The sequence below is a fragment of the Kitasatospora sp. NPDC004669 genome, assembly GCF_040609455.1.
Taxonomy (GTDB): domain Bacteria; phylum Actinomycetota; class Actinomycetes; order Streptomycetales; family Streptomycetaceae; genus Kitasatospora.
On the sequence record NZ_JBEXKB010000018.1, the window covers coordinates 101600 to 115430 of the forward strand.

Genomic DNA, 13831 nt, shown 5'->3' on the forward strand with positions numbered 1-13831 from the left:
TGCACGCGAAGGGGGCGCACCGCGCGAACGCGGTACGCCCCCTGGGGAGTCGGGGTCAGGACTTCGGGGCCGTCAGGTCGTAGAAGGTGGCGCCGCCGACCGTCTTGGTGGTGAAGTGGCTGGTCACCCAGGCCTCGATCTGGGCGGACTCGGTCTGCTGGCCGCCCTCGTCGCCCTGGCCGCCTTCGCCGCCCGCGCCGCCGAAGCCGCGGCGGGAGCCGCCGCCGATGAACCAGTGCACCTTGCCGTCCTGGACGTACTTCTGGAAGTCGGCCAGGCTGAGCGAGGGGTCGGTCCCGTTGAAGCCGCCGAGCGCCATCACCGGCTTGCCGGTGGCGAGTTGGTAGCTCGCGGCGTTCTGCGAGCCGCTGGTGGCGGCCGCCCAGGTGTAGTGGTCGGCGTCCTGCGAGACCAGGGCCGCGGCCTCGTCGCTGACCTTGGTGCCGCCCAGCAGGCCGCCCATGCCGCCGCCCATGCCGCCGCCCATGCCCTCGGGGTCCTGGGCACCGGGGAAGCCGTTGCCGCCGGGGAAGCCGTTGGCACCGGGGAAGCCGCCCGCGCCGCCGCGCTCGTGGCGGCCGCCGGAGCCGTTACCGCCGGAGCCGTTACCGCCGTTGCCGCCCGGGAAGCCGCCGGGGAAGCCGTTCTGCCCGTGCGAGCCCTGGCCGCCGGCCCCGCCCGGGAAGCCGCCCCGGCCACCCTGGCCGCCGAAGCCCTGGCCGCCCTGACCACCGAAGCCCTGACCGCCCTGGCCGAACATCCGGCCGTTGCCCGGGAAGCCCTTGGCGCCCTTGCGCCCCGCGCCGCCCGGCCCGAACGCGCCCTTCACGGAGGGCCCGGCGGTGATGATCGAGCCGTTGTGGGCGGTGTCCACGGTGTCCACCGCGTACGCCGCCGGACCGCCGAGCGCCGCCGCCAGGCCCAGCAGGCCGGCCACCGAGGCGATCCGCGCGCCCGTCCGTCCGGACACCTTCCCGGCGAACTGCCCGGCCATCAGCGCGGCCGCCGCGACCAGTCCGCCGACCAGCACCGCCCAGCGCAGCCAGGGCAGGAAGTCGGAGCTGCGCCCGAGCAGGACGAAGGCCCACACCGCCGTCACCGCGAGCACGCCCGCCAGCAGCAGCGCGTACGGCAGCCGGTGCCGCGCCCGCCACAGTCCGTCCACGCCCATGCCGAACAGCGCCGCGACGGCCGGGGCCAGCGCCACCGTGTAGTACTGGTGGAAGATCCCGGACATGAAGCTGAAGATCAGCGCGGTGGAGATCAGCCAGCCGCCCCAGACCAGGAAGGCCGCGCGGGCGGTGTCGGGCCGGGCGTAGCGGCGGGTCGCCCAGAGGCCGACCACCAGCAGGATCAGCGCGGCCGGCAGCAGCCAGGCGATCTGCCCGCCGATGTCGCTGCCGAACAGTCGGGTGATGCCGGTCTGGCCCCAGCCCTTGCCGCCCCGCATCGCGCCGCCCGGCAGGTCGAGCCCGGCCGGCAGGTTGTTTCCGCTGAGGGGGCGTCCGCCGCCGCCCACACTGCCGCGCTCGTTGCCGTCGACCCGGCCGAGGCCGTTGTAGCCGAAGGTGAGCGACAGGAAGCTGTTGTCCTGCGAGCCGCCGACGTACGGGCGGGCCGAGGCGGGCAGCAGCTCGACGATCGCCACCCACCAGCCGCCGGAGACGACGACGGCCGCGCCCGCGAGCAGGGTCTGCCGCACCCGCCGCCAGAAGCCGGTGGGCGCCACGACCAGGTAGATCACCGCGAAGGCGGGCAGGATCAGGAAGGCCGCCAGGGTCTTGGTGAGGAAGGCGAGCCCGAACATCACCCCGGTGAAGACCAGCCACCGGGTGCCTGCGGCCTCGATCGCCCGCACCAGCCCGTACGCGGACAGGGTGAGCAGCAGCACCAGCAGCGCGTCCGGGTTGTTGAAGCGGAACATCAGCGCCGCCACCGGGGTCAGCGCCAGCGCCGCGCCGGCCAGCAGACCGCCGAGCGGGGAGAAGCGGCGGCGCACCGTCGCGTACAGCACGCCGACGGTGGCGGCGCCCATCAGCGCCTGCGGGGCGAGGATCGACCAGGAGGAGAGGCCGAAGATCCGGGCCGACAGCGCCATCGGCCACAGCGACGCCGGAGGCTTGTCGACGGTGATGAAGTTGGCGGCGTCGGAGGAGCCGAAGAAGAAGGCCTTCCAGCTCTGGCTGCCGGCCTGGACGGCGGCCGAGTAGAAGGCGTTGGCCCACCCGGAGGCGCTCAGGCCCCACAGGTAGAGGACGGCGGTCGCGGCCAGCAGCGCCAGCAGGGTCGGGCGCACCCAGCGCGGGTCGTCCGCGCGGCCGCGCCAGGCGCGGGCCGGGAGGGTGCGCAGCCGTCCGGACCAGGAGGCGGGGCCCTTGGCGCCGGTGGGCGGCAGGGGCTGCTCGGGGAAGAGCGGTGCCGGGTCGGGCCGGTCGGCGCCCGGCTGCGGCACCTCCGGCGGCGGGTAGTTCGCGGCCTCGGGCCACGGGTCGCCGGCCGGAGGGGAGTAGCTGCTCGTGGTCATGCGCCATACCGTGCGTGGCGAGCCTGAGAGAACCGTGAGACGGGGCTGTGAGACGGGTGTGATCTGTCCCGTTTCACCCGGGCGGGCCCGGGTTTCAGGCGGGTTTCACCCGGTCTTCACGCCGGGGCTTCACGACCCGTCCTTCCCGGTCCTCACGCCGCCGGCGGCATGGTGATGTGCTTGCCCAGCCACTCCAGGGCCGGGGGGATCTCCCGTGTCCAGGTGTGGAAGTTGTGGCCGGCGGTGTCCAGGGTGATGGTGGACATCTTGGTCGGGGCCTTGAAGGCGCCGACCATGGCCTGGGTCTCGCCGTAGTTGTTCTCGTCGTTCGCGGTGGTCAGCAGCAGCGAGACCGGGGCGGCGGGCTGGTTCTTCAGCCGCCACAGCAGGTCGTTCTCCTGCTTCAGCTTGTCGTTGCCGCCGAACAGGTCGCCGGTGGTCGGGTCGTGGGCCGCGCTGTAGTAGCCGGAGAGCGCGACCGCGGCGGGGTAGCTGTCGGGCTTGCGCAGCGCGAACTTGAGCGCGCAGTAGCCGCCGGTGGAGTTGCCGATCACGGCCCGGTTCGCCGGGTCGGTGCCGATCCGGTAGGTGGTGGCGAGGGCCTTGGGCAGGTCGCTGGTGAAGAAGGTCTCCACCTGGGGGCCGTTCGGCACGTCGACGCACTCGGTGTCCCGGTCGCCGACCAGGGTGGGGCGGGTCATCACCAGGATGGTGGGCGGCAGCTTCTTCTGCTCGATCGCGTCGAGGGTGGACGCCGGGTACTGCATCAGCGAGATCAGCTTCTCCGGGGTGCCCGGGTAGCCGGTGAGCACCAGGGCCATCGGGAAGCGCTGCTTGGCGAAGCCCGGCTGGAAGTACTGCGGCGGCAGGTAGACGTACGCCTCGGTGGTCAGGCCGCTGCCGGCTCCTTTGACGTCGACCTTCTGGATCAGCCCGGAGCGCTCGGGCTCCGAGCCCTGGGTCGAGTAGAAGCTCTGCTGGCCGGTGACGGCGACGCCGGAGGCGTTCGGCGAGTGGTCGACCACGGTGCCGAGCTTGCCGCTGGTGCCGAGCAGGTCGGTCCAGGAGCTGTAGAAGCCGAAGTAGCTGTTGGCGATCAGCCCCATCGCGGCCAGCACCGCGACCTGGGTCGCCATGAAGGCGCCGATCCGGCCCAGCCAGGCCTTCCAGCCCTTGCCGCCGAACCGCGGCCAGAGCCACATGGTGGCGGCGAAGACGACGATCGCGATGATCGAGGTGATGATCTGGAGGGGGAGGCCGGTGAGACTGAGCACGAGCCCGATCGTAGTTGACCCTGATGGGCGAGCCGGGACGGCCCCTTCGGGTGATCCTTTGATTCCGGTTGACCCGGGTCGTTCGTAGTCGGCACCATGACGCGGGGTGTGCGCACACTGTGTGCGCCGGGTGTTACCGGGGTGGGGTCATGAGGTGCATCGGCAAGGCCGGTCTGGCCGTCGGTACGGCGCTGCTGCTCGCGGGCTGCTCGGGTGGCGGGGGCGGTTCGGCCGGCACCTCGTCCGGCGGTACGGCGGCGGGCCGGCCCGCGGCGAAGGCCGCGCCGAGCGCGGTGCCGTTCGGTCCGGTGCTCACCAAGAACATCGATCCGGTCAACAGCGCGCTCGCCCAGATCTCCGGGGTCAAGAACCTGAGCGACTTCGACGCCGCGCTCAGCACCCTTAACACCAGCGCGCACGAGGCTTCCAAAGCTCTGAACCTGGCGGACGCCCCGGCCGCGGTCGCGGAGGACGGGCATGACCTGGCGAACGCGCTGAGCGTGCTCCAGGGCGACGCCGCGAACGCCCGTGGCGACATCAAGGCCAGGGACGTCTGCTCCCTGAGCTCGGCCGAGGCCAACTTGGGTGCCTCACAGGGGTTGGCGGAGGTGTCGGCGGCCCTCACCAAACTGACGGCGGCCGGCTACTCGACCACCTTCACCGTCCCGCAGCTGCCCAAGCAGCAGTCCCGCTCGCTTGACAACGGCGCGATGGTCAGCAAGGGCAAGCTGCGCGGCGAGGGCGTCTTCAAGGTCGACAACGGCACCAAGAAGGACGCCGTCGTCTCGCTCGTGCTGAACGGCAGGACGGTGCACTCGATGTTCGTCGGCAAGGGGCAGAAGGCCGACCTCAAGGGCGTGGAGGACGGGACGTACGACGTCTACGTTTCCGAGGGTGTGGACTGGGATTCCGAGGCCAAGGCCTTCACGCAGAACTGCGGGTTCACCAAGTTCGAGGACAACTTCCCGTACGAGACAGGCCGCACCTCGACCTCCTGGGAGATCACCCTGCAGCCGGTGGCCGACGGCAACGCCAAGACCAGCGACGTGGATCCGAACTCCTTCCCGCAGCCGTAGCGTTCACCGGGCCCGCACCCATCCCGCCCGTAACGGGCATACCGGGACGGGTGGTTGTGGAATGGTGGCACAACAGGCCCCGGACAGTGGCGAGTTGTGCCGGAACGGTTGACCACTTGAGGTGATCATGGCACTTTCGTGCGGGCGTGGGCCTCGGCGACCAGTCGGGGACCCCGCCATCCCCCACAAGGAGAGCCATGTTCAAGAGACTTGTCGCGGTGGCCGGTACGAGTGCCGTCGTCGCGAGCGGGCTGGCCTTAGCCGCCGCCCCCGCGCACGCCGTCCAGGCGGCCGACCTGACGTCCACCATCGCCCTGGACGACTGCTCCGCCTCGCTGGTCCGGTTCCCCAGCTCCGTGGCCGGCGACCGGGCGATGATGCTCACCAACGGCCACTGCCTGCCCAGCATGCCCTCGGCCGGCGTGGTCATCCAGAACCAGAGCGCCAGCCGCAGCGGCACCCTGCTGGACGGCGCGGGCAACAGCCTCGGTACCGTCCAGGCCGACCAGGTGATCTACGCGACGATGACCGGTACCGACGTCGCCCTCTACCGCCTCACCGACACCTACGGGTCGATCAGCTCCAAGTACGGCGCCACCGCACTCACCATCAACGACGCGCACCCGACCGACGGCGCCTCGATGTACATCCCGTCCTCGTACTGGAAGCAGGTCTGGAACTGCTCCGTCAACGGGTTCGTGCCGACCCTGCGCGAGGACCAGTGGACCTCCCACGACTCGCTGCGCTACAACCTCGCCTGCAACACCACCCACGGCACCTCCGGCTCGCCGATCATCGACTCCGCGAGCGGGCGCATCATCGGCATCAACAACACCGGCAACGACAACGGTGAGATGTGCACCCTGGACAACCCGTGCGAGGTCGCCGCCGACGGCACCACCACGGCCACCAAGGGCCAGAGCTACGGCCAGGAGACCTACTGGTTCACCACCTGCCTGAACTCCAGCCGGGCCATCGACCTCACCGTGCCCGGCTGCCTGCTCACCAAGCCGGCCGGCACCGGCGCCGTCTCGGTCAGCAGCCCCGGTGACCAGTCCACCGCGGTGGGCGGCTCGGTCAACCTGCAGATCAACGCTTCCGGCGGCACCGCCCCGCTGTCGTACAGCGCGACCGGCCTGCCCGCCGGGCTGTCGATCAACTCCTCGACCGGCCTGATCTCCGGCACCGCGACCACCGCCGGCTCCTCCAGCGTCACCGTCACGGTCACCGACGCGGCCGGCAAGTCGGCCACCACCAGCTTCGGCTGGGCGGTCACCGGTGGTGGCGGCGGGACCTGCACCCCGGCGCAGCTGCTGGGCAATCCGGGCTTCGAGACGGGCTCGGCGGCGCCGTGGACCGCTTCGAGCGGCGTGATCGACAACAGCTCCTCGCAGGCGGCGCACAGCGGTAGCTGGAAGGCGTGGCTGGACGGCTACGGCACCACCCACACCGACACGCTGTCCCAGACGGTGACCATCCCGGCGGGCTGCAAGGCGATGCTGAGCTTCTGGCTGCACATCGACACCGCTGAGACTGGCACCACGGCGTACGACAAGCTGACCGTGTCGGTGAACGGCACCACGCTGAAGACCTACTCCAACGTGGATGCCGCGGCCGGCTACCAGCAGCGCACCTTCGACCTCTCGTCCTACGCGGGCCAGAGCGTCACCCTGAAGTTCACCGGCACCGAGGACGCCTCGCTGCAGACGAGCTTCGTGATCGACGACACCTCGATCCAGACCAGCTGACGCCGTACGGCGGCGCGGCACCCGCAGGGCCCGGCGGTTTCGACCGTCGGGCCCTGCCGGCTTTGCGTCTGATGCCTGCGCCGTGGTGGAAAGCCCGCGCCGGACAGCCCCCGGGGGCCTGATTTGCTCAGGTTTCGCTCAATCTCTTTACATGTTTTGTACGCAACAACGGCCGATGGTTAGGCTGCCGACTGACATCGAACGGGCGGGCGATTCGTCGGCGTGATGACCTGTCGTGCGCTTGCGCCGCTTGCGCCGGTCCACGGCCACATGGAGCCATACGGTTTGGGGGCGGGGACAAGTGACTGACCTGGATTTCGAGCGGCGGGTGAATCCGTGGCTCTTCGACAAGTCGGGGAACCTGACGGAGGCGGCGAAGAAGCAGTTCCCGGACCTCGCCGCTGCCGCCTCGGGTGCTGCGGCCCCGGGGTGGACGCCGCCGCCGGTGGCCACGGCGGGCCCGGGCGGGCCGACGGTGAAGGTGAGCCCGGAGGCGCTGCGCAAGGCGGGGACCAACGCGGGCACCCTGCACACTGACTTCGACAAGGCCACCAAGGACGTGTGGAAGGACCTCCAGGGCAGCCTCCAGGGCATGTCCAAGGACTGGGCGATCGTGGGGGCGGTCCAGGCCGCGCACGAGATGTGGGAGGCGCAGGCACAGACGACCAGCCAGGCGATCGCGGACATCTCCACCGGTCTGACCAGCAATGCCGACCAGTACGCGCGTGCCGACCAGGTGAACGCCCAGAACTTGAGGACGAACTGAGGCCGCCGACATGAGTACTTACTCCGACCTGCGCCAGGAGACGTTCAAGGGCATCGAGACCCTGGCCTCGGCGTTCGAGTCGTTGACGAGCAACTGGAATCTCTCCTCCGAGTTCACCGGTGACATCCTCACGCCGCTCCAGGGATCGAACTGGCGGGGCGACGCGGCCGAGCGGGCTGCCGCCACCATCACCAAGACCCGCAACGAGCTGGATGCGGCCTTCGAGGAGGCCAGCGCGATCGGCAAGGCTCTGCGGGACGCACACACCGAACTCGCCGCCGCCCGGGCGGATCTGGACGCGGCGTTGAAGAGGGCCGTCGACCACTCCCTGACGGTGGACGGGGACGGCGTCAACGTCAGCTGGCCCGCGCCGACGAGCGAGGCCGACAAGCACGACCCGACCTACGCCACCACCTACAAGGCTCTGGCGCAGTCGGTGGCCGACGACATCGCGAAGGCCGTGGCCCGCGCGAAGGCGGCCGACACCGCGGCCGCCGCGGCGCTCGGCGGCGCCACCGGGAAGAGCAAGACCGCGTTCCAGCCGTCGACGGGCCCGGAGGAGCAGGGCAAGCAGGCGGCCGACCTGTTGAAGCTCGCCGGGAACATCAGCGACGCCCAACTGGACCAGCTCAACAAGGCCCTGAAGGACCACGCCAACGACCCGCAGTTCACCACCGCCTTCTACAACCGGCTGGGACCGGATGGCTTCCTGAAGTACTACGGGCTGATGGCCACGGTCTCGTCCGACAAGGACGGCCGCAGGCCGCAGGCCATCGCGGACCTGCAGAAGAACCTCGGCCTGGCCCTGGCCACCGCCACCGACACCCACAACTTTCCCCACCTGTCCGACGATTGGGAGGCGGGGCTGCGCAAGGCCGGCTACGCCCGGCAGGACATCTGGCCGCCGAACACATCGCCGCACAACCTCAACCCGTTCGGCTACCAGATCCTGTCGAACATCCTGCGCAACGGGACGTACGACCCGCACTTCCTCAACCCGATCGCCGAGCACGTCACCCAGCTCAGTCTGGGGTCGGGGCAGTGGACCTCGGACCGCTGGAGCATCGACGAGTTCCAGTACCTGAAGTTCCTCGGTCTCCCGCCGGGTGCGGGGGAGGGCGGCTTCAACCCGCTGGGCGGGGTGATGGACGCGCTCGCGCACAACCCTGAGGCGTCGGTGAAGTTCTTCAACGGCGCGACCACCCTCTACAACCTCGACGGCACGGTCAAGGGCTACAGCTCGGACAACCACTACATCAAGGACCTGGCCAGGCCGGGCGAGGACTCGCCGCTCCGGGACATCTGGCCGGGGCACGACGTGATGCACGACCACGCGGGGCAGTCCACCACGCTGTCCTTCGGCCACGCCCTGGAGGCGGGTGTCACCGGCCGCCCGTTCGGTTCGCAGGACCAGCTGGCACCGCACACCGGGGAGCAGGCGGAGATGATGCAGACGGTGGTCGACGTCTTCGGCAGCAAGGAGGGCCCCAAGTCGCTCCGCCCCGGCGGTGAGTTCGCGGGCATCGCGCCCAGCCTCGGCCACATGGCGGCCGCGTACATGGGTGATGTGCATGTGGCGCTGAATCCGGAGGACGACGAGCTGACGACCTACGGCGCGCCGGCGAAGCTCAACCAGGGGAACACCGAGAAGCTGTTGGGGGCCCTGGGGCGCAACCCGGACGCCTTCGGCGCCATCGCCCAGGCCCAGCAGGCCTATACGACGGCGCGCATCCAGGACGTGATGCTGCGCCGGGACACCTACGGTCCTGAGTTCGACCTGGCCGTGACCAACGCGGCGCACTCCGGCGGCGAGGTGGCCGGGTATCTCACCGCGGGCCGGACCGCCGGGTTGGCGGACGAGATGAAGGGCCAGGCGAAGGCGTATAACGACTCCATCAGCCAGAACGCCATGTGGGGGAAGGCGATCTGGGCCGCGACCGGCGGCAGGGTGGCGGGGGATCTACCTGTTGTCGGCAAGGGCCTGTCGCTGCCGGTGAACTACTTCATCGACCAGATGGCGTCGAGCTACTACATCGACCCGAACATCGCTGACCCGGCCACGCGTGCGGATGACGAGGGCTTCAATGCGGCTGCCGCGTCCGCCAAGAAGACGGTGGAACAGGCCGCGCAGGGAACCGGGCTGAATCCGGACCGGATCCGGGCGCTGGCCTCGGGGGCCGCGAAGGGCGTGCTGAACGGCGGTACCTACGCCGCGGACCGCTTCGGTCGGGCCGTCAGTGGCTGAGGACAGGCGGCGCCCGCGGCGGTGGCTCGCCGCCGGGGTCGCGGCGGTGGTCCTCACCGGGGCCGGGTTCGGGTGGTGGTGGCGGTCGGCCCACGCACCGACGGAGCTGTCGACCAGTGCCTGCTGGTCGGTGCTGACCCGGGACGACCTCGCGCCGCTGACGGAGGAGCTGCCCAGGACGTTCGTCGAGCACTACCTGAAAGGCAAGGGGGAACGCCTTCGCCCGGGCATCGAGGACCAGAGGTGCAATCTCCAGCAGAACCCGGAGAAGTCCCTGGTGCTGGTCGACGTGCAGTTGATGGACGAGTCCACCATGCACTACACCGACGGCGCAGGCTCGGAGCTGAACCTCCCGGGTCAGAGCCGGCTCGACTTCGGTGCGGACGTGCAGGGGTGGAGCGGGCCGTACTTCGCGGAGCTCGGATTCCGGTGTGACAACCCGGAGAACACGCGCATGGGTCGGCCGTACGTGCACGTCACGATTAGCACGGGCGGTCCCGAGGGGTCGAGGTCGGAGAAGCTTCACCGGGCGGCCCTTGACTTCGCGTTGAAGTACGCCAAGGCCGTCGTGGCGGACTTTTCCTGCTCGAACCCGTTGCACCTGCCGGACAGCGTGCCCGAGACGGCGGCGAACTTCCCGTCGGCGGGCCCCTGACCGCTCACGGCCCACCCCTATGCTGAGAGGATGATCGACCCGATAGAGCTGGTGATATTCGACTGCGACGGCGTCCTGGTGGACAGCGAGATCATCGCCGTCCGCGTCCTGGTGCAGCTGGGGGACGAGTACGGCTGGCCGCTGAGCGAGGCCGAGGTGATCGAGAGGTTCGTCGGGCGGTCCGAGGCGGCCAACCACGCGATGGTCGCCGAGCGGCTCGGCGAGGAGACGGCGACACTGTTCGACAAGCGCTTCCGCGAGTTGCACGCCGAGGCAGTTGACGCCGGGTTGACCCCGGTGGACGGACTGCCGGAGGCACTGGCCACGATCACCCTGCCGACCTGCGTGGCGTCCAGCGGTACCCACGAGAAGATGCGCCACACCCTGGGCCGGACCGGCCTCTACGAGCGCTTCGCCGGGCGGATCTTCAGCGCCACCGAGGTCGAGCGCGGCAAGCCCGCGCCCGACCTCTTCCTGCACGCCGCGCGGAGCATGGGCGTCGACCCCGCCGCCTGCGTCGTGGTCGAGGACAGCGGGCCCGGCGTCACGGCCGCCCGCGCCGCCGGGATGCGCGCGCTCGGCTACGCGGGCGGCGTCACGGCGGCGGAGCGGCTGGCCGGGCCGGGCACGGTCGTCTTCCACGACATGCGCGAGCTGCCCGGGCTCATCGCCGCCTACCAGGGGTAGGTGCCGCCCTCCGGGCGGAAGAACCGGCCGGTCGCCCCGGTGGCGGCCTCGCCCAGTTGCCGGGCGATCCGCCGGCCGCCCTCCTCCGAACTCGCGTGGCCGCTGTGGCCGTTGAGGTCGGTCGCGCAGTAGCCCGGCTCCAGCGCACAGACCTTGATGCCGGACTCACGCAACGCCCGGGCGTAGACCAGCGTGACGGCGTTCAGCGCGGCCTTGGAGGAGCTGTAGGCGAGCAGGGTCGCGTGCTCCCAGATCGGGGACTCCGGGTCGGCCAGGAAGGAGAAACTGCCGAGGCCGCTGGAGACATTGCCGATCAGGGCGGCCGGGGACTTGCGCAGCAGCGGCAGCATGGCGTTGACCACGGGCATCCTGCACCTGCTCGACCGGCTGGACGACACCCCGGCCATGGTCTGCAGCGCCGCCCGCGACGTGCTCGCCTGGAACGCGATGGCGGCCGCACTGCTCGGCGACTTCTCCGCCCTGCCGCCCGGCGAGCGCAACATCATCTGGCGCTTCTTCACCGACTCGGACTCCCGCGCCCTGCACGACCCCGCAGGCCAGGCCGTGTTCGCCCGCCGGGCCGTCGCCGACCTGCGCTCCGCCGCCGCCCGCTACCCCGCCGACAGCGGGGTGCGCCGCCTGGTCGACCGGCTGCTCGCGGGCAGCGCCGAGTTCCGCGAACTCTGGGCCCGGCAGGACGTCGAGGTGCGCCGCTCCACCCGCAAGCGCATCATCCACCCGGTGGTCGGTCCGCTCGACCTCGACTGCGAGGCGTTGCACGACCCGCACCGGGACCAGTGGACGATCTTCTACACCGCCGCGCCCGGCACCCCCTCGCACTCGGCGCTGCGGCTGCTCAAAGTGGTCGGCAGCCAGGACCTCGCGGTCAGGGAGTGAGCGGGAGTGTTCCGGCGAGTGCCTGCGGGATGAACTGACGCCCCTCGCTGTGCCCGGGAAAGCCGCGAGCGTATATTGAACACGTTCAAACTTCGGACTGGGGGCACGCATGGACGTTGCGGCACGCATGGTGATCACGTGGCTGGCGACCTGGGCGGCACTTGTGGCGCTGTTGCTCGCGCCGACGATGCTCCCGGACCGATGGCAGTACTACATCTATTCGCCGGCCAGCGTGGGGCTGTGGATGCTGTCCATGCTCGTCGGTCCGGTCGTGGCCTGTGCCGTCAAGTGGCAGTGGATCCGCCATGGTGCGAGGAGGGCCGGAGGAGGCGGGGGCAGGGCCTGACGTCGAGCCCTGCCCCCGCCTACCCGGCCGGATGGTGGCGCAGCGTGGCCGTGGCGAGGTCCAGGAAGTCCCGTACGACGCCCGCGCAGCCGCCGTCCTGCGGCACCGCCAGGCAGGTCTCGACGGGTGGGAAGTCGGTGACCGGCAGATAGGCGAGGTCGGGGCGGGAGTACGACCCCGCGACGCTCAGCGGGACGAGCGCGATGCCCTGCCCGGAGGCGATCAGCTCGAACTTCTCGTCCAAGGTGTAGGTCCGCCGCGCCCGGGCGTCGAGGATCGACTCACCGTCGAGGTCGGCCGTGGTGAGGCTGCGGCGGCCGGCCAGCGGATGCGTCACGGGCAGGCAGGCGACCTTGGTCTCGTGCCCGATGGGGACGGTGCGCAGCCCCGCGTCGTCGAAGGGGCGACGCAGGTAGCCGACGTGCGCGCGGCCGTCGCGCAGTGGCGCGTCCTGCTCCCACCAGCGCAGGGGCAGCACGTCGACCCCGACCTCCGGGTGCCGCGCCGTGAACGCCCGGATCGCCTCCGACACGTGCAGGCCGGGCGAAAAAGCGACGACCAGTCGCTGTTCGCCCCGCGCCGCCTGCTGGACGCGTCGTACGGCCGCGTCCACCGTCGCGGTGATCCGCCGCGCCTCCTCGTACAACTGCCGTCCGGCGGAGGTCAGTTCGACGCTGCGGGTGGTCCGGGTGAACAGCATGCAGCCCAACTCCCGCTCGAACGCCCGGATCTGCCGGCTCAGGACCGGCTGCGCGATGAACAACGCTTGTGCCGCGCGGCCGAATCGGCCGTGCTCGGCGACCGCGACGAAGTAGCGGAGCTTGCGCAGGTCCAGATCCATGCCCGCACGGTATCAATGCGCCCGGAAGGGTATTGGACGCCCGGGCCGCGCCGCTCGGAGACTCGGGCCATGACCGACAACCGCAACACCGCCCTGATCATCGGCGCCTCCCGCACCCTGGGCCTCGGCCTCGCCGCCGAGTTCCTCCGCCGCGACTGGGACGTCATCGGTACCGTTCGCGGCAGCACGCGCACCGGCCTGCACGACCTGGCGGACGCCTCCGGTGGGCGGCTGACCGTGGAGTCGCTGGAGATGACCGACCCGGACCAGATCGCGGCCCTGCGCGACCGACTCGCCCACCGCACCCTGGACCTGCTCTTCGTGAACGCCGCCGTCACTCGCGGCGACCTCCCGATCGGCGAGGTCCCGACGGACATGTTCACCGAGGTCATGGTGACCAACGCGCTCAGTCCGATGCGCGTCGTGGAGGCCCTCGGCCCGCTGGTCGCACCGACCGGAACCGTCGGCGTGATGTCCTCCGACCAGGGGAGCATCACCCTGAACACCGACGGCGGGCAGGACCTCTACCGGGCCAGCAAGTCCGCGCTGAACCAGCTGATGCGCTGCTACGGCGCCCGCCGGGCGGACGACCCGCGGACGCTGCTGCTGGTGGATCCGGGCTGGGTGCGCACCGAGCTCGGAGGGTTCGAGGCCGAGCTCGGCGTGGAGGAGAGCGTTCCCGGAGTGGCGGAGACGATCGAGCGGCACCGCGGGAAGTCCGGTCTCCACTTCGTCGACCACCTGGGCCGGGTCGTGCCCTGGTAATTCGTTT

The 13831-nt window shown here is 70.7% G+C and carries 12 protein-coding genes and 2 pseudogenes; 10 read left to right on the forward strand and 4 right to left on the reverse strand.

The genetic code is table 11. The features are described from left to right. Positions 1-55: 55 nt before the first annotated feature. Positions 56-2524 (reverse strand): glycosyltransferase family 39 protein, encoded by a 2469-nt coding sequence (locus ABZW30_RS17840; protein ID WP_355672038.1) that lies wholly within the window; start codon positions 2522-2524, stop codon positions 56-58. Between the two features lie 152 nt (positions 2525-2676). Beyond that, a complete protein-coding gene (locus tag ABZW30_RS17845; RefSeq protein WP_355672039.1) occupies positions 2677-3798 on the reverse strand; it encodes an alpha/beta hydrolase-fold protein in 1122 nt (373 codons plus the stop codon). A 149-nt stretch (positions 3799-3947) separates the two neighbouring features. Here ABZW30_RS17845 and ABZW30_RS17850 point away from each other — a divergent pair, with 149 nt between their 5' ends. From ABZW30_RS17850 to ABZW30_RS17880, 7 genes and pseudogenes are all read left to right on the forward strand, one after another. Further along, positions 3948-4874: a hypothetical protein gene (locus ABZW30_RS17850; RefSeq protein WP_355672040.1), complete on the forward strand. Its 927-nt coding sequence runs from the start codon at positions 3948-3950 to the stop codon at positions 4872-4874. A 377-nt stretch (positions 4875-5251) separates the two neighbouring features. Then, positions 5252-5689, forward strand: a pseudogene (locus tag ABZW30_RS17855) (trypsin-like peptidase domain-containing protein); the annotation flags it as partial. 213 nt (positions 5690-5902) lie between these two features. Continuing rightward, positions 5903-6622: pseudogene (locus ABZW30_RS17860) on the forward strand (putative Ig domain-containing protein); the annotation flags it as partial. A 301-nt stretch (positions 6623-6923) separates the two neighbouring features. Next, positions 6924-7388, forward strand: a complete 465-nt coding sequence (locus tag ABZW30_RS17865) for a hypothetical protein (protein WP_355672041.1) — start codon at positions 6924-6926, stop codon at positions 7386-7388. A gap of 10 nt (positions 7389-7398) precedes the next feature. Further along, a complete protein-coding gene (locus tag ABZW30_RS17870; RefSeq protein WP_355672042.1) occupies positions 7399-9633 on the forward strand; it encodes a DUF6571 family protein in 2235 nt (744 codons plus the stop codon). Between the two features lie 130 nt (positions 9634-9763). Beyond that, positions 9764-10288: a hypothetical protein gene (locus ABZW30_RS17875; protein ID WP_355672043.1), complete on the forward strand. Its 525-nt coding sequence runs from the start codon at positions 9764-9766 to the stop codon at positions 10286-10288. Positions 10289-10318: 30 nt separating this feature from the next. Next, complete coding sequence (locus ABZW30_RS17880) at positions 10319-10975, forward strand: HAD family hydrolase (RefSeq protein WP_355672044.1); 657 nt, start codon at positions 10319-10321, stop codon at positions 10973-10975. Here ABZW30_RS17880 and ABZW30_RS17885 read toward each other — a convergent pair. Next, positions 10963-11343: an SDR family NAD(P)-dependent oxidoreductase gene (locus ABZW30_RS17885; RefSeq protein ID WP_355672045.1), complete on the reverse strand. Its 381-nt coding sequence runs from the start codon at positions 11341-11343 to the stop codon at positions 10963-10965. The two genes, ABZW30_RS17880 and ABZW30_RS17885, sit on opposite strands and share 13 nt — an antisense overlap. Between ABZW30_RS17885 and ABZW30_RS17890 the strand changes: the two genes are divergently transcribed. Continuing rightward, positions 11324-11872 carry a hypothetical protein gene (locus ABZW30_RS17890; protein WP_355672046.1) on the forward strand — a complete coding sequence of 183 codons (549 nt, stop codon included), beginning with the start codon at positions 11324-11326 and terminating at the stop codon, positions 11870-11872. The genes ABZW30_RS17885 and ABZW30_RS17890 overlap by 20 nt on opposite strands. A gap of 109 nt (positions 11873-11981) precedes the next feature. Then, a complete protein-coding gene (locus ABZW30_RS17895) occupies positions 11982-12218 on the forward strand; it encodes a hypothetical protein (RefSeq protein ID WP_355672047.1) in 237 nt (78 codons plus the stop codon). 19 nt (positions 12219-12237) lie between these two features. On the opposite strand, the gene ABZW30_RS17900 is transcribed toward ABZW30_RS17895, so the two are convergent. Beyond that, a complete protein-coding gene (locus ABZW30_RS17900) occupies positions 12238-13059 on the reverse strand; it encodes a LysR family transcriptional regulator (protein ID WP_355672048.1) in 822 nt (273 codons plus the stop codon). Positions 13060-13128: 69 nt separating this feature from the next. On the opposite strand from ABZW30_RS17900, the gene ABZW30_RS17905 reads away from it, so the two are divergent. Then, positions 13129-13824 carry an SDR family oxidoreductase gene (locus ABZW30_RS17905; protein ID WP_355672049.1) on the forward strand — a complete coding sequence of 232 codons (696 nt, stop codon included), beginning with the start codon at positions 13129-13131 and terminating at the stop codon, positions 13822-13824. The last annotated feature ends 7 nt before the right edge of the window (positions 13825-13831 follow it).